At 53.4% G+C, this 16,077-nt stretch carries 17 protein-coding genes; 12 read left to right on the top strand and 5 right to left on the bottom strand.

Annotated features, from left to right (window positions below):
* Window positions 1–3: 3 nt before the first annotated feature.
* Both OGV69_RS06360 and OGV69_RS06355 read right to left on the bottom strand, forming a co-directional pair.
* Window positions 4–1,335 carry a PTS sugar transporter subunit IIC gene (locus OGV69_RS06360; RefSeq protein ID WP_069323673.1) on the bottom strand — a complete coding sequence of 444 codons (1,332 nt, stop codon included), beginning with the start codon at window positions 1,333–1,335 and terminating at the stop codon, window positions 4–6.
* A gap of 12 nt (window positions 1,336–1,347) precedes the next feature.
* Complete coding sequence (locus OGV69_RS06355; protein WP_038635614.1) at window positions 1,348–1,662, bottom strand: PTS sugar transporter subunit IIB; 315 nt, start codon at window positions 1,660–1,662, stop codon at window positions 1,348–1,350.
* A 291-nt stretch (window positions 1,663–1,953) separates the two neighbouring features.
* Between OGV69_RS06355 and OGV69_RS06350 the strand changes: the two genes are divergently transcribed.
* A complete protein-coding gene (locus tag OGV69_RS06350; RefSeq protein WP_069323674.1) occupies window positions 1,954–2,901 on the top strand; it encodes a LacI family DNA-binding transcriptional regulator in 948 nt (315 codons plus the stop codon).
* A 36-nt stretch (window positions 2,902–2,937) separates the two neighbouring features.
* On the opposite strand, the gene OGV69_RS06345 is transcribed toward OGV69_RS06350, so the two are convergent.
* Complete coding sequence (locus OGV69_RS06345; RefSeq protein ID WP_038635608.1) at window positions 2,938–3,231, bottom strand: YicS family protein; 294 nt, start codon at window positions 3,229–3,231, stop codon at window positions 2,938–2,940.
* Between the two features lie 129 nt (window positions 3,232–3,360).
* On the opposite strand from OGV69_RS06345, the gene OGV69_RS06340 reads away from it, so the two are divergent.
* The 10 genes from OGV69_RS06340 (at window position 3,361) to nlpA (ending at window position 13,254) form a co-directional block, all read left to right on the top strand.
* Window positions 3,361–3,777: a GNAT family N-acetyltransferase gene (locus OGV69_RS06340; protein ID WP_038635605.1), complete on the top strand. Its 417-nt coding sequence runs from the start codon at window positions 3,361–3,363 to the stop codon at window positions 3,775–3,777.
* Between the two features lie 90 nt (window positions 3,778–3,867).
* Window positions 3,868–6,666 (top strand): transcriptional regulator DagR, encoded by a 2,799-nt coding sequence (gene dagR, locus OGV69_RS06335; protein WP_069323675.1) that lies wholly within the window; start codon window positions 3,868–3,870, stop codon window positions 6,664–6,666.
* Window positions 6,667–6,786: 120 nt separating this feature from the next.
* Entirely contained in the window at window positions 6,787–7,212 is a 426-nt protein-coding gene (locus OGV69_RS06330; protein ID WP_038635600.1) for a PTS sugar transporter subunit IIA, read from the top strand.
* Between the two features lie 12 nt (window positions 7,213–7,224).
* The gene (locus tag OGV69_RS06325; RefSeq protein ID WP_038635597.1) at window positions 7,225–7,710 is read left to right on the top strand and encodes a PTS sugar transporter subunit IIB; all 486 of its coding nucleotides are present in this window, start codon (window positions 7,225–7,227) and stop codon (window positions 7,708–7,710) included.
* Between the two features lie 25 nt (window positions 7,711–7,735).
* Window positions 7,736–8,485: a PTS mannose/fructose/sorbose/N-acetylgalactosamine transporter subunit IIC gene (locus OGV69_RS06320; protein WP_003023960.1), complete on the top strand. Its 750-nt coding sequence runs from the start codon at window positions 7,736–7,738 to the stop codon at window positions 8,483–8,485.
* Complete coding sequence (locus tag OGV69_RS06315; protein WP_005121522.1) at window positions 8,482–9,342, top strand: PTS system mannose/fructose/sorbose family transporter subunit IID; 861 nt, start codon at window positions 8,482–8,484, stop codon at window positions 9,340–9,342. The genes OGV69_RS06320 and OGV69_RS06315 overlap by 4 nt, the downstream gene beginning before the upstream one ends.
* A gap of 3 nt (window positions 9,343–9,345) precedes the next feature.
* Window positions 9,346–10,455 carry a D-glucosaminate-6-phosphate ammonia lyase gene (dgaE, locus tag OGV69_RS06310; RefSeq protein WP_069323676.1) on the top strand — a complete coding sequence of 370 codons (1,110 nt, stop codon included), beginning with the start codon at window positions 9,346–9,348 and terminating at the stop codon, window positions 10,453–10,455.
* Window positions 10,442–11,185, top strand: a complete 744-nt coding sequence (gene dagF / locus OGV69_RS06305; protein ID WP_069323677.1) for a 2-dehydro-3-deoxy-phosphogluconate aldolase — start codon at window positions 10,442–10,444, stop codon at window positions 11,183–11,185. Before dgaE ends, dagF begins: the two co-directional genes overlap by 14 nt.
* A 211-nt stretch (window positions 11,186–11,396) precedes the next feature.
* Window positions 11,397–12,311 carry an Rpn family recombination-promoting nuclease/putative transposase gene (locus OGV69_RS06300; protein ID WP_069323678.1) on the top strand — a complete coding sequence of 305 codons (915 nt, stop codon included), beginning with the start codon at window positions 11,397–11,399 and terminating at the stop codon, window positions 12,309–12,311.
* Between the two features lie 124 nt (window positions 12,312–12,435).
* Window positions 12,436–13,254 (top strand): lipoprotein NlpA, encoded by an 819-nt coding sequence (nlpA, locus tag OGV69_RS06295; protein ID WP_069323679.1) that lies wholly within the window; start codon window positions 12,436–12,438, stop codon window positions 13,252–13,254.
* Window positions 13,255–13,280: 26 nt separating this feature from the next.
* Here nlpA and OGV69_RS06290 read toward each other — a convergent pair whose 3' ends face one another.
* Window positions 13,281–14,183: a carboxylate/amino acid/amine transporter gene (locus tag OGV69_RS06290; protein ID WP_069323680.1), complete on the bottom strand. Its 903-nt coding sequence runs from the start codon at window positions 14,181–14,183 to the stop codon at window positions 13,281–13,283.
* Between the two features lie 25 nt (window positions 14,184–14,208).
* Window positions 14,209–15,153 (bottom strand): LysR substrate-binding domain-containing protein, encoded by a 945-nt coding sequence (locus OGV69_RS06285; protein ID WP_069323681.1) that lies wholly within the window; start codon window positions 15,151–15,153, stop codon window positions 14,209–14,211.
* 147 nt (window positions 15,154–15,300) lie between these two features.
* On the opposite strand from OGV69_RS06285, the gene OGV69_RS06280 reads away from it, so the two are divergent.
* Entirely contained in the window at window positions 15,301–16,077 is a 777-nt protein-coding gene (locus OGV69_RS06280; protein WP_069323682.1) for an SDR family NAD(P)-dependent oxidoreductase, read from the top strand.

Below are 16,077 nucleotides of genomic sequence, written 5' to 3'. Positions count from 1 at the left end.
TCATTATGAGTTGCTACGGGCAGCGTTCGCCACGGAGACGGTATCCTGGGCTTTTTGCTCTTCGGTTTTGATCAAAGAACGCTCGTAAGCACGCAGGAAAGGCAGGTACATCAGCGCCGACATCGCCATACAAATAAAGCACATCACCACCGGGCTTAATGCCCAGTTCGCGGCCCAGGATGCGCCAATTGGCGCTGGGGTAGTCCACGGCGTCAGCGAAACCACCTGTGCCAACCAGCCGAGTTTGGTGGCGGTATAAGCCAACACGGCGTTGACCATCGGGACGCAGACGAACGGGATGAACAGCATCGGGTTCATGATGATTGGCGCACCGAACAGAATAGGCTCATTGATGTTAAAGAAACTAGGCACAATTCCCATTTTTCCGATGGTACGCAGGTGCGCGACGCGGCTGCGCAGCAGTAAAAACGCCAGCGGTAATGTTGAGCCGACGCCGCCAATCAGCAGGTAGTGATCCCAAAAGCCTTGCAGATAGACGTGAGGCAATGCCGCACCTGCCGCCAGCGCGGCCTGGTTGGCTGAAAGGTTGGCCATCCAGAATGGGTTCATGATGCCGGTGACGATCAATGCGCCGTGAATCCCGGCAAACCAGAAAATCTGGCACAGCAGCACGGAAAGTAAAATGGCGGGCAGGGAGTCAGAGGCGGAAACCAGCGGTTCCAGCAAATGCATAATGGCCTGTGGAATGATCATTCCGGTTTGCGCTTCGATAAACAGGTTCAGCGGATGCAGTGTCGCGATCACGACCAGAACCGGGATCAGAATTTCAAATGAACGGGCGACGCCGGTCGGCACTTCCTTCGGCAAACGAATCGTCACGTTGTTCTGCTTGAGCCAGGCGTAAACGCGGGTGGAGTAAATCGCGGTGATGAGCGCAGTAAAAATCCCTTGTCCGGAGAGATACTGCGTCGAGATTTTCCCGTCGGCATAGGGCGCGGCAACCAGCAAAAACGCCATAAATGCCAGCAGACCAGACATTATAGGGTCGAGATTAAACTGGCGGCCAAGGCTGGCCCCAATGCCAACGGAGATGAAGAACGTCATAACACCCATGCTGAGGTTAAACGGCAGCATTAACTGTTCACGGTACGTGGCGGAAAAGTCGAGCCAGCCGCGGGCAAAACTGTTGGTGGTTTCAGCGGAAAACGGCGGAAAGATAAACACCAACATGAAGGAGCCGATGATCATAAACGGCAGCGCCGCCGTAAAACCATCACGAATGGCAATCACATACTTTTGCTGGCCTAATTTTCCGGCGAGCGGGGTAATGGATTGTTCAATGACGGCAACCATTGACTGATATAACGAACTCATAATGACACCCTTCTAGTGTGCCGCTTCAATTAGCGACAGAGCATAATCCAGCACTTTGTCACCGCGTTGCATACCGTAATCCATCATATCTATGGCTTTTACGGGTATACCCTGGGTGGCAGCCTTTTCTGAGAGCGTGTTAAGCATGTATTTCACCTGGGGCCCGAGCAGCACCACCTGGTAATTTGGAAACTGCGTGTCAAATTCGGCAACTCCGTACGCCTCAATCTGCACAGCCAGCCCACGTGTTTCCGCCTCTTCAACCATTTTTCTAACCAGCAAGCTGGTGGACATCCCTGCAGAGCAGCACAACATAATCCTGACCATAATGAACCATCCTTTTAGTGTAAAAACTTATTGCGAGTCTGATTTGATATCATACGGAAACCGGTTTCCATTCATGGAAAATAGAATTGTGATGACCATCAAGATCTTATTCTTATGAGGCTAATTATTTCGATCTGGCTCACGAAATTAGCTGTTTAAGTCTCTTTTTGAGTCCAAATGGAAAATCGGTTTCCATGAAAAACGGAAACAGCTATACTGCGGATGGCGATTATTTGAGCCAATGTTAAATTCAGGATTAAAGGGCCGGGCGGGTCCTGTCAGGGGAGAATGATGTCTACTATCAACGATGTATCGCGTCTGGCTGGCGTTTCTAAGGCCACGGTGTCACGCGTGTTGAGCGGATCGCGTGGCGTAAAAGAGGCCAGCCGCCTCGCCGTGTTAAAAGCCGTGGATGAACTCAATTATCGTCCGAACGTGATTGCGCAGTCGCTGCTCAGCCAGTCTACGGGCTGTATTGGCGTGATATGCGCGCAGGACAACATCAATCAGACCACGGGCTATCTCTACGCGCTGGAAAAGCATCTTAGTCAGCACCAAAAACATCTGTTGTTACGGTTTGCCAATACCAAAGCGGAAGTGATGAGCGCCCTTGATGAGCTAAGCTGCGGTTTGTGCGATGACGTCCTGATTATCGGCGCGCGTTTCTCGCTAAATATCAACCAGGAGAACGTCATTCTGGTGGATTGCCTGGACTCCGGCGATGACGTCAACAGCATTCAGTTCGATCACGAGTTCGCCACCGAAACCGCCTGTAACTACCTGATAAGCCAGAACCGTCGGCAAATTGCACTCATCCACCCGTACGGCATGGGCTTCTCCGAGCAGGTGCTGTTGGGCTATAAGCACGCGCTGGAAAAAAACTTCCTGCCGTTTAACCGTAACCTGGTGTTTATGGCCGCAACGTCATCGTCGGTGGCTTTGCAGGAGTTGTTGAATAACGCGTCCACGCTCAATTTTAATGCGCTGTTGGTAGCGGATGAGCAGCAGGCTCAGCGGGTGATCCCGCAACTGCAGGCGTTTAATAAATCCGTGCCGGAAGACATTATGGTCTTTAGTCTGGCCGGGTCATTGCACTTGCCGGGTATCCCGACAATTCCGGCCATTGAATATTCAATGGACGCCATGGCGGCTCGAATAGTCAGTTGGCTGAACGAGAAAACCCAGAGTGTGCTGGGTTCGTATGTGCTTCGCGGTGACTTGATTATTCCTCAGCGTTAACGCTATCTCAGTGGCGTAAAGCTCCCCGCTTTACGCCTATAAATCCGGGCATTCCACTTTGCCAAGCGCTTCCCAGTAGTTGTTCTGGTTATTTCTTTGTATTGCCAGAATGGCTTCGCGGATGTGCTGCTGATTACGCGTATCAGCCATAATCGTTTTTTCCCATACCTCATCCGATGGCGACCCTTGCGGGGTGCAAATCTTACGTAAGTCCTTCATAACGGTGTTTTTTTCGTGTACTGCCTGCAGTCCGCCATACGCCGAGTCGGCTTGTACCAGTGCGGGTAGCGTGAAAAGGACGGCAATAATCGGAAAAATGACTCGTTTCATGATAATAATCCTTGTTGTCTATGCGCATCATCTCAAGAGTAAGTGTAGACGGCATACGACTCACTCATCAGCCTGTGTTAATGCCTAAAACTAAATCAGCCAGACGTTGTAGTTTTTCAGGAGGATAGGATGCAAATACAGATTACCGATACGGTTACCGAAGACGATCAAAACGCGCTGCTGGCCGGATTGCGTGCGTACAATCGCCAGTTTCTCAGAACCACCAATTTTGGCGACCTGGCGGTGTACTGGCGCGATGAGCACAATGAAATTCTGGGCGGGTTGATCGGCAAAATTAAAGGCGAATGGCTATGCATTGAGTTTTTATGGATGCATGATTCGCTGCGTAAAGGCGGTTACGGCACAAAATTGATGCAGGCGGCGGAACAAACCGCGCGTGAGAGAGGGTGTCTGCATGCGCTGGTGGATACGATGAGTTTCCAGGCGCTGCCGTTTTATCAGAAAAACGGCTATCAGCTGCAAATGACCCTCGATAACTTCCCGGAAACCGGTGCCGCGCGCCATTATTTGTCGAAAACGTTTTGATGACCGGAAGGTCTGGATGCCGCCTCACTTTCTTGCGCAGCAGAATAGTGTATGTTCTGAACAATCATTTATTTCTTAAGCGGTAAAGAGATGAGACGGATTGAGATAATACTGGGAGAGCTGGAACGGCTGACGCGAGGACTGAATCTTGCCCAACTGGCGCAGGAAACGGCGTTCACCGCGGAGGCCATCGGCTTTAATCTTGGGCTGGCGCGTAACTCGGTCAGTAAAGATCTCAATCAACTCTGGAATGACGGTCTGGCGATTAAAAGTCGCGGACGTCCGGTATTCTTTCTGCATCGTCAGGCGATTGAAACGCTGCTGGGACGCAAACTGGATGAGTCCGAGCGCGAAGTGCAAACCGTTGCCGATCTGTTGCCTGTTCAGGAAGCCCAGGCGACAGACGATCCCTTTTTTGGCCTGATTGGTTACGATCGCAGCCTGCGCGATGCGGTGGAAAAAGGCCGCGCGGCGGTGCTTTATCCCCACGGGCTGCACGTTCTGCTGACCGGTCCTTCCGGCGTGGGCAAAACCTTTTTCGCCGAACTGATGCACCGTTTTGCCTGCGAACGCGCGACGGGAACACCGCCACCGCTGGTCTATTTTAACTGCGCGGAATACGCCCATAACCCGGAGCTGCTCTCTTCACATTTATTTGGCCATCGACAGGGGGCCTTTACCGGCGCAAACGAGAATAAACCGGGGCTGGTCGAGCAGGCTGACGGCGGCTATCTGCTGCTCGATGAAGTGCATCGTCTGCCGTATGAAGGTCAGGAAAAACTGTTCTCAATTCTCGACAAAGGCCAATACCGACCGCTGGGTTCCAGCGCCGTGGCGCGCTCAATTTCGGTCCGTCTGATTTGTGCGACCACCGAACCGGTCAGCTCGGCGCTGCTGCGCACCTTCCAGCGACGTATTCAGGTGTGCATCGATTTACCCGGCATCCGCCAGCGCTCGGTGGAAGAGCAGGTTGAACTTATCGTCGGCTTTTTACAGCGTGAGAGCCGTAAAATCGAACGCACGATAAGCATCGACCGTACCCTGCTGCTCTGGCTGCTGAATAAGCCGCTGGAAGGCAATATTGGTCAGCTCAAGAGCGACATTCAGTTTCTCTGCGCCCAGGCCTGGGCCTCGGGGATGATGGAACACAGCGATACGCTACAGCTGGATAAACGTCTGGCAGAAATGCCGTTTAACGCCACGCCGGAACAACGCCTGCTGGTGGGAGCGCTGTTTGAAGGCAAAGAGCACCTAAGCATCGACGCCCGTACGCTGCCCGCACTGAAAAATTCGCTGGCGACCGGAGCCGAAATTGAAGAGAGCGATCTCTTTTACAGCTTCCTGACCCGGGAATATATCAACCTGCGTAACAGCAATGTTCCGCCAGCCGAAACCCTGGCGATACTTAAAAACAAACTCAGCTCGATTTTTGAATACGGTCTCTACAGCCGCGACAGCGTGGCGCATCCCCCGCGCTATGGCGATCAGATAGAAGAACGCGTGACGCTGCTGATCGGCTGCGTTGAGCAAGTGCTTGGTTTCACGCTGCCGGAGAATCTGGTTAACCCGCTGCGCAAACACTTTCTGGCGCTGATTGGCTACGTGCAGCGCGGGCTTATTCCCCAGCTTTATTCTTCCAGCCTGATCCTCGATCGCTGTAAAGATGAATACGAAAACGCCACGCTGTTATGCCGAAAAATCAACGAACTGCTGCATATTCAGTGTCCGGCGACGGAGGTGGTCTGGCTGTGCCTGTTCCTCAAAGAGTGTCGGCATTACCGCCAACGAATTGATGCCAGTCCGGACTGCGGGGTGATTTTGATTGCTCACGGCGCGACGACCGCCACCAGCCAGGCGCAGTATGTGAATCGCGTGCTGGAGCGCGAACTGTTCAGCGCTATTGATATGCCTTTCGAGCAGTCGGTGCATGATACGCTGGAAGCCCTGACGCAGATGATCCAGGCCCGGCAATATCGCCGACTGATCCTGATGGTGGATATTGGCTCATTGGTCCATTTTGGCAGCACCATAAGCAAATTATTCCAGATAGACGTTCTGTTGATGCCAAATATTACGCTCACCAGCTTGTTGGAGGTAGGACTGGATTTAAGCTATGAAACCAGTGATTTACCGCAGCTGGCGGCATTAATGCAGAGCAAAAATATTCCCTGTCAGCTCTGTACGCCGCAGCAGGAAAACAGCGGGAAAGTGCTGGTCATCTCCTGTATTACCGGTATGGGTACGGCGGAAAAAATCAAAAAGGTGCTGGAAGAGAGCTTCGGCGAGCTGATGTCGCAGGACACGCGGATGGTGATACTCGATTACAACGAAGTCCGCAGCCTGGAGCGCGTTCAGCAGGCGATTAACGCCAGCGAGCGTCTGGCGGGGATCGTCGGCACTTTCCAGCCGGGGCTGCCGGACATTCCGTTTATCTCGCTCGAGGAGCTGTTCTCCGAGCAGGGACCCGAACTGGTGCTCAGCCTGCTGACGCCGGATCTCTCCAGCAGTGAGCGTCGTCTGGAGATGGAGCGCAGCGCAATGCGTTTCATCAGCGCGTTGACCATGGAAAGCATCATTAACCATATTTCGGTGCTTAACCCGCAGCGCATTCTGAAAGAGATGGAAGGTGTGCTGAATCATCTGACCACCGCGCTTTCGCTAAAACCGAGCCGTCAGGTGACACTGCGCTTCCTGATCCACTGCTGCTGTATGGTTGAGCGTATCGTAATTAACCGCAAACCGTTACAGATGGCGTTAGAGAACAAGCCGGATCTGGATATCCGCGCGTTTAGTGTCATTAAATCGGCTTTCTTGCCGATCGAAGAGGCCTATGCCATTCGCTTATCGGACGCGGAATATTTTTATATCTACGAACTGCTGTATAGCTAATCTCTTGTCTGGTGGAGCTTTGCGCCCCGCCAGCATCCACTACTCCCCCGCGTGACACAAATTCTGGCACAGCCTTTGCTTTGTTTACCTATGTCTATGTAATCGAGCCAGGAGGCCATTATGACTACCACTGAATCCTTGCCCCAGATCCTGCTGCTGACCCATGGCGGCTGGGGGCAACAGCTTTGCAACAGCCTGCGCATGGTGATGGGCGAAATCAAAGGCGTGACCGAAATTGCGTTGATGCCCGTTGATACGCTCGGCGAGTTTTATCAGCGCGTCGAAGTCGTGGTGAAAGCCATGCCGGAAGGCTCACTGATCCTGACCGATTTTATTGGCGGCACCACTTCTAATGTTGCGGCGCGGCTGAGCGCCGATTACCCGGTGGCAGTCATTTCCGGGCTGAATGCCTCTTTGTTACTGGAGGCGCTGGACAAACGCGAGCACGGTCAACTGACCGCCTGTGTGGCCGAACTGGTCGAGGCCGGGCGGAGCAGCTGCCTGGACGTTGTTGCTCACGTACGTCAATTACAACAATCACAATAAGGATTAAACATCATGGCAAACATCGTTTTATGTCGTATCGATAGCCGTCTGATTCATGGCCAGGTTGTGACTAAGTGGGTTGGACAATCTCAGGCAAACCGGATTGCGGTGGTTAGCGATGAGCTGGACGCCGACCCATTTATGAAAAATATCTACCTGATGGCAGCGCCGCCAAATATCAAAGTGGATTGCTTTGGTAACCAGAGTTTTGCCGCCGCATGGAAAGAAAATCAGCTTGGTGACGGCAAGGTCCTGGTGCTGTTCCCCTCTCTGGCGGCGGTCCTGGAGGCGGTCCAGTTGGGTTTTGATGTCTCCACCATTCAGGTCGGTGGGCTGGGCGGTGGGCCAAACCGCAAAGCGGTATTCCAGAACATCACGCTGGATGAAAAAGACGTCGGCATTCTGAGCGACCTGAAAAATCGTGGTATTCAGGTGTTCTTCCAGACTATCCCGGAAGATAAGCCGCAGTCGCTGGACGATATCCTGAAAAAATTCTAATCCTTTGATAACAGGGTACTTAACTATGGATACTTTAGTCTTTGCAAGCCTGATGGGGTTGTATTACTGGTTTGCCCGATTACGCCTTGGCTACACCTTTTCCGCCATGCTGCTACAGCCGGTGGTGATTGCCGTATTCGTTGGTCTGCTGTTAGGCAACATGGAAACGGCGATGATCATCGGCGCAGGTATGCAACTGGTTTACCTCGGCGTGACTTCTACGCCGGGCGGCAACGTCCCGTCGGATCCGGCGCTGGCTGCCTGTATTTCAATTCCTATCGCCGTGAAGGCCGGAATGGACCCGAACCTGGCCATCGCACTGGCGATCCCGTTTGGCGTTATCGGTGTGTTCCTCGACCAGTTGCGTCGTACGTTAAACGCCGCGTGGGTACATATGGCCGACAAGCACGCGGAAACGGCCAACATGGCGGGGATTATGCGCTGTGCGTTCCTCTACCCGGCGTTACTCGGGCTGGTGCTGCGTTTCCCGGTGGTCTTTGCCGCTAACTATTTTGGTCAGGACGTGGTGGAAAGCTTCCTGAAGCTGATGCCGCACTGGCTCACACACTCCTTTGAAATTATGGGCGGCATTCTGCCGGCGCTGGGCTTTGCCATCACCATTATGGTGATCGGTAAAAAGAGCCTGCTGCCGTGGTTTATCGGCGGATTCTTTGCAGTGCTGTACCTGAAGGTGGACATCATGGCGATGGCAATCTTTGGTACCTGCGTGGCCTTCCTGATTAAAGGTCTGGCGAAAAATGAAGGAGCAGCATGATGAGCAGCGACGTAATGCAGCATGAACTGGTGGAGCGTGCACGTGAAAGCGGCACGCTGACCAAAGCAGATATCACCAAAGCCTGGTTTATCTACTGGCTGGGTGCGGAAGTTTCCAGCTCCTATGAGCGTTTGCAAAGCCTGATTTTCTGCGCCTCGATGACACCGATCATCAAAAAACTATACCCGCAAAAAGAGGAGCAGGTGGAAGCGCTGAAACGCCATCTGAACTTCTTCAACTCGGAGCAAACGTTCGGGGCGGTGATTCAGGGGATTTCCATTGCGATGGAGGAGCAGAAAACGCGCGGCGAGCCGATTAGCGACGCTTCGATCACCGGGATTAAAACTGGCTTAATGGGACCACTGGCCGGGATGGGCGACTCCATTATCTGGGCAGCCGTTATGCCGCTGTTAATTGCTATTTTCATCCCGTTCGCCGCCAATGGCAGCGCGATGGGCGGAATTGTACCGTTAATTCTCTATCCTGCTATTACGCTGGCAATCAGCTACGGCATGGTCCACAAAGGCTATACGCTGGGGCGTGACTCGATTATCGGTCTACTGCAGGGAGGGCGAATTAAGGAGCTTATCTACGGTGCTAACGTGCTGGGTCTGATCATGATGGGCGCGCTTTCTGCGAGTTACGTCAAGATCACCACCCCGCTAAAACTCAGCGCCCTGAAAGGCTCTGAAGTGGTGGTTCAGCAAATTCTCGACTCTATTGCCCCCGGCCTGTTGCCGCTGGCGGCGGTGTTCGCCATCTACTTTTATCTGGTGAAGAAAGGGCCACGTTACACCACGATCCTGCTGTCAATTGTGGCGCTCAGCGTGGTTTGTTCGCTGTTGGGAGTGCTGTAAGCCATGACACAGAATATTTATCAACAACTGGGGCTAAAACAGGTCATTAACGCCTGCGGCAAGATGACGATTCTGGGCGTTTCCAGCGTAGCGCCGGAGGTGATGCAGGCCACCGCGCGGGCGGCCTCAGCCTTTGTTGAAATCGATCGGCTGGTGGACCGCACCGGCGAGCTGGTTTCCCGCTATACCGGCGCGGAGGACAGCTATATCACCTCTTGTGCGTCGGCGGGGATTGCTATCTCTGTCGCCGCAGCCATTACCCGCGGTGACCCGGCGCGAGTCTCGCTAATGCCTGATAGCACGGGTATGGCGAATGAAGTGGTCATGCTGCGCGGGCATAACGTTGACTACGGGGCGCCAATCACCAGCGCTATTCGCCTGGGCGGTGGTCGCGTGGTGGAAGTCGGCTCAAGTAATCTTGCGGCCCGCTGGCAGTTGGAGAGCGCGATTACCGATAACACCGCCGCGCTGTTGTACGTGAAATCGCACCATTGCGTGCAGAAGGGCATGTTGAGCATTGCGGATTTTGTGCAGGTCGCGCAGGTTCACAATCTGCCGCTGATTGTTGATGCCGCCGCCGAGGAGGATTTACACGCCTGGGTGGCGAGCGGGGCGGATATGGTGGTCTACAGCGGGGCAAAAGCCTTTAACGCGCCGACCTCCGGGTTTATCACCGGTAAGAAACAGTGGATTGCCGCGTGTAAAGCGCAGCACCACGGGATTGCCCGGGCGATGAAAATCGGCAAAGAGAATATGGTCGGACTGGTGTATGCCCTGGAAAACTATCATCAGGGGCAGGTCGTGGTGACTGCTGAGGAACTCCAGCCCGTGGCACAGGCGATATCAGCGATTCCCGGACTGGACGCCGATATCGAACAGGACGAAGCCGGACGCGCCATCTGGCGGATTCGGATCCGCGTGAACGCGCAGACGCTGGGGCAGGATGCTTATGCTGTCGAAGCGCAACTTCGCGGGGGCGATATCGCGATTTACGCTCGTCGTTACAACCTTCATCAGGGCGTTTTTAGTCTTGACCCGCGTACGGTCGCAGAAGGGGAAATGGCGTTGATCGTAGCGCGATTAAAGGAGATTGCAGACCATGCAGCACATTAATTTTTATCGGAATAAAGTGGCCATTAACGTGCTGGCGAAGGATATCGCCAATGCCCGGGAAATCTATGATGCCGCTGAAGGCCATGCGGTGATCGGCGTGCTTTCCGCGCAGTTTACGTCAGTTGATGAGGGCGTTCGGGAAGTTAAACGCTGGATGACGGAGGTGCCGTCGATCTCCGTCGGATTGGGGGCTGGCGACCCGGCACAGTATTACAAAGCGGCGATGATAGCCTCAGCGGTTCATCCGGCGCACGTCAACCAGACCTTTACCGGCTGCGGGTTTGCAGCAGGGGCGCTGGCGGCCACGGGCGGCGAACAAACCCATATCAATGCGCTGGTCAGCCCGACGGGCACACCGGGGGAAGTGCTGATCTCGACGGGCGTTTGCAGTAGCCAGGGCACGCCTGCCCGCGTTTCCTGTGATGCAGCGGTACGGATGATGTTGGATTCAGGGGCGCACGCGGCGAAGTTTTTCCCCATGGGGGGAGAGCGGTCGCTGCCAGATCTGTACGCACTGGCGACGACCGCTGCGCGCAACGGCATGACGCTGATTGAACCGACGGGCGGGATCGATCTCGATAACTTCGGCATTATCCTGAAAACCTGTCTGGAGGCGGGAGTGCCCCGCGTGATGCCGCATGTTTACAGCTCGATTATCGATCCACAAACGGGTAATACCCGGCCTGAAGATGTCGCCAGGTTAATGGAGATAGTGAAAGAGATGGTGTGATGTTGCTATCGCCGGATGGTGCATAAAAGATGCCTGGTAAGCGTTAGGTTTCACCGGGCATTTTTGCGAACACCATTCCTGGAAAATGAATACATTGCAAAAGTATGTATTTATTCGCCAAAGCGCCTCGCAGATGAAGAGTTTCCCTGATGTTGGTTGCGATGCTGGCGAGTAAGGTTCCGTCATCTTGTTCTTTTGGTGACGGATCGCCATGAAAAATCCTACAACTTCTACCCCGCATGATGCAGTTTTTAAAAAGTTCTTAAACCATCCAGAAACGGCGAGGGATTTTCTTGATACCTATCTCCCAGCGTCATTGCGTGAACTTTGCGATCTGAACACACTGAAGCTGGAGTCCGGGTGTTTTATTGAGGAAGACCTGTGTGTCAGCTATTCCGATGTACTGTGGTCACTAAAAACAAGGACTGGAAAAGGCTATATCTATGCGTTGATTGAACACCAGAGTTCGCCGGATGCGCATATGGCGTTCCGGATGATGCGTTATGCCATTGCCGCGATGCAGAGCCATCTTGATGCCGGAAACAAAACGCTGCCGCTAGTGGTGCCGATACTTTTTTATCATGGCGTTGCTAGCCCGTACCCTTTTTCACTGTGCTGGCTGGATGAGTTTGACGATTCAGAAACTGCGCGGCAGCTTTATGGCGCGGCTTTCCCGCTGGTAGACATCACAGTGGTGTCTGATGACGAGATTATGCAGCATCGGCGCATGGCGCTACTGGAACTTGTCCAAAAGCATATACGTGAGCGCGATTTGATGGTGCTGGTCGATAAACTGGTTGCCCTGCTGATTAAGGGACACGCTAATGACAGTCAGGTAGAAACGCTATTTAATTACCTGGTACAGTCCGGCAGCGCACCGCGTTTTGAGGCGTTTATTCGCGAGGTTGCCAGGCGTGTTCCCAGGCATAAGGAGAGATTAATGACGATTGCAGAATGCTTACGTGAGTCGGGGCGAAGAACAGGATTGCTGGAAGGCAAACTCGAAGGCAAAAAGGATGAAGCGTTGCGGATCGCCCATGCCATGCTTGAGAAGGGCATCGATCGTGAACTGGTGCTGATGATTACCGGGCTTTCCATTGATGAGCTCACGGCACATTCTGACTAATTATCCTTTTTTCCATTATGCTTTTTTCTTCTTGCTGATGCTTTTTCGTTTTTTAAACCGCAGTGGCCTTCCCGCTATAGTCATTTCATTACTCATCAGGCGGTTATTTCAAAAGGATAAAAACGTGAAACTGAAGATACCTCATTTTGCAGCCGGGACGGTGGTATTACTGGCGGGATTATTGCTGGCAGGGTGCGATCAGCAGAGCAACGACGCGAAACATATTAAAGTGGGCGTGATTAACGGCGCAGAGCAGGACGTGGCGGAGGTCGCGAAGAAAGTAGCCAAAGAGAAATACGGCCTGGACGTCGAGCTGGTGGGCTTCAGCGGTTCATTATTACCCAACGATGCCACTAATCATGGTGAACTGGATGCCAACGTCTTCCAGCATCGTCCGTTCCTTGAACAGGATAATAAAGCGCATAACTATAAGCTGGTGGCGGTGGGAAATACCTTTGTTTTTCCAATGGCCGGTTATTCGAAGAAAATCAAAACGGTAGCGGAACTGAAAGACGGCGCAACGATTGCAATACCTAACGATCCGACCAACCTTGGGCGGGCGCTGTTGTTGCTGCAAAAAGAAAAGTTAATCACCCTGAAAGCGGGGACAGGCCTGCTGCCTACGGCACTGGATATTACTGATAATCCACGGCATCTGAATATCATGGAGCTGGAAGGCGCGCAGCTACCACGCGTACTGGACGATCGGAAAGTGGATGTGGCGATTATCAGTACCACTTATATCCAACAAACCGGACTTTCCCCGGTGCATGACAGCGTATTTATCGAAGATAAGAACTCGCCGTATGTGAATATCCTGGTGGCGCGAGAAGACAACAAAGATGCCGAAAACGTGAAAGAATTTCTGCAATCTTATCAATCACCGGAAGTGGCAAAAGCGGCGGAATCCATCTTCAACGGCGGCGCGGTTCCGGGCTGGTAATTAACCCGTTGCCGCGCCGGTTGGGGTTAAACCGCTCTGGCGCGGCGACGTGAGTCCATTGAGATCAGCACTACCGACGAGAGGATCAGCATCGTGCCCAGCCAGTCAGGCAGGGTGAACGTAATGCCTAACAGCAGCAGAGACAACAACGCGCTGCTTAGCGGTTCCGCGCAGCTCAAAATGCTCGCTTTCGGGCCGCCAATCATCTGCGCACCTTTCAGGTACAGGCTAAACGTCAGTGACGTACCGATAACCACCAGATAGAAAAATGCCAGAATCAAACTGCCATTAACGACAAAGTTTGTTCCCTGCCCGGCATAAAACGGCAGCAGGATCATCCCGCCAATTAACATACTCCAGCCAACAACCGGCAGCGTACCGTAGCGCGCGATAAGCGTTGAAGGGTAGGTGGTATAAAACGCGGCGGCAAATGCGGAGGCAATTCCCCAGAACAGCGCGGCAGGTGAGATAGACAGCGACGTCGGGTTACCGTGGGTGACCAACAGGAACGTGCCAATGAGCGAGGTCAGGATCGCGGTTAGCACCAAAATGCCTGGTCGCGCTTTACGTACTACGGAAAACCACGCCACGATGATGGTTGGTGACAAAAATTGCAGTACCGTCGCGGTGGCGGCGTTAGATTTTTCAATAGTTAACAGAAAGGTCAACTGTACGGTAAGCGCGCCTACCACCGAGAAAATCAGCAGGCTAACCGCGTCTTTGCGGTTTTTGATAATGGAGAATACTTTGTCGCCGTGAACGAAGGAGAGCATCAGCAGAATAAGTCCGGCGAAAATCAGACGCGTCATGGTCAGGAACTGAGATGACATCTGACTTTGCTCCATGATGTACTGTGCACAAACGCCCGAACTTCCCCATAATACGGCGGCAATCAGGACGTTCATCATCCCTCTTCTGGTGGAACCCATCTTTCCCTCGGCATGTTGTTTTGTTTTATTTGTGTGCAGGCATCATAGCAGAGATAGCTGCGATTTCTGCCAGCACATCCGCAATCAGCCAGTCATTAAAGATTTTCACTTCCGGACGCATTACCGCGTGTTGCGGCGTGACGATGTAGTATGACCACGCCAGCGGCCAACGGGTGTTGGGATGAAGTTGCACCAGCTGTCCGTCGGTAAGTAACTGCTGAACCAGCGCCCGACGAACGATAGCCACCCCCTGGCCGCTGATTGCCGCCAGGATCACCGCAGAGGTGGAGTTAATGTGCAGTCCACTGTCGCGGACGGCCGGGGCATGGGTAGCGTGCAAGACATCATCCCACGCAGGAAAATGAGCGCCGGGGTGGGGGGTATCGTCGTGGATCAGCTTTTGCGCGGCCAGCCATTCCCCGCAGGCGATTTTATCTACCGGTACCATTCGTGGGCTGCAGACCAGAACGGCTTCTTCATCCATTAACCAGGTTTTATTGACGCCGGGCCAGTCACCTTTGCCGCAGCGTACGCCCAGATCGGCTTCGCCGTGGGCGACATCCATCAGCTTTTCCGTCACATTCAAACGTAATTCGATGTTTTCATGCGTTTGTGAGAAACGATTGAGACGACTCATCAACCAGTTCATGACCAGGACCTGCGACGCGGTAATGATCACCACCGAGCGCGCCCGACGGCCGCGCAGTTTGTTGAGTCCGGATTCCAGGTTATCCAGTCCCAGAGTGATGTCGCGCAATGCGTCCTGTGCTTCGCTGACCAGCGTGAGACGTTCTTTGCCCGTGCGGGTGCGATGTAACAGTGGATGGCCTACCCAATCTTCCAGCGCACGTACCAGTTGACCAACGGCTGCAGGCGTCACGCCCAGTTCCTGCGCCGCGCCGGTGAAGCTGCCATGGCGGGCGGTGGCTTCAAAAGCGTGTAACCATTTTAGCCGATTGAGTGAACGCATCTGCTTTTTTCCATTCTTATTAACTGTTTCCAGTATACGCCAGCGAGATAGATTTTCTTTCTTGAGATGCTATTTCTTCTCAGTCGTCAACTCCTGAGCCGAGTGGCATCTTTAGCGCGTCAACGAATTCTTTAAACGAGGTTAACGATGAGCGCATTCTTTGCCGGAAAGAAATTATTAGTGGTGGGTGGGACCAGTGGGATGGGGTTCGAAACGGCGAAACTGATCCTCCAGGGCGGCGGTAGCGTGGTGCTGGTAGGCAACCGCGCCGAGAAAGCGGAACGGGCCCGTCAGGCCTTGGCGGAGCTGGGTGACGTCTCCGTCATTGTGGCAGATCTGATGTCGGAAGCGGGGGTTAGGCAGGTGATGGCAACGGTGAATGCTGATCATAAAGACATCAACCTGTTAGTGAATGCGGCTGGCGTGTTTTTCCCGAAACCTTTTACTGAACATGAAGTTGAAGATTATGAGCTATATATGAGCCTCAATCGGGCGACGTTTTTCATCACCCGCGACGTGGTGCGCAATATGTTGGCAGACAATATAAACGGCGCCATCGTGAATATTGGTTCAATGTGGGCGCAACAAGCGGTGGGCGCGACACCTTCATCGGCCTATTCGATGGCCAAAGCGGGTCTGCATGCTTTAACCAAAAATCTGGCTATTGAGCTGGGTGCGCATGGGATTCGCGTGAACGCCGTTTCGCCAGCGGTCGTGCATACCCCCATCTATGAAGGGTTTATCCCGAAAGAAGATGTACAAGGTGTGATGAGCAGCTTTGACAGTTTCCACCCGATCGGTCGGGTCGGTAAGCCGCTTGACGTTGCCGAAACCGTCGCGTTCCTGCTGTCCGACAAGGCGGGTTGGGTGACTGGCGCTGTCTGGGATGTCGATGGCGGTGTTATGGCTGGACGTAATCGCTGA

The sequence above is a fragment of the Citrobacter sp. Cc139 genome (assembly GCF_030334645.1).
GTDB classification, from domain to species: domain Bacteria; phylum Pseudomonadota; class Gammaproteobacteria; order Enterobacterales; family Enterobacteriaceae; genus Citrobacter; species Citrobacter werkmanii.
This window is presented reverse-complemented; position numbering and strand designations above follow the sequence as displayed.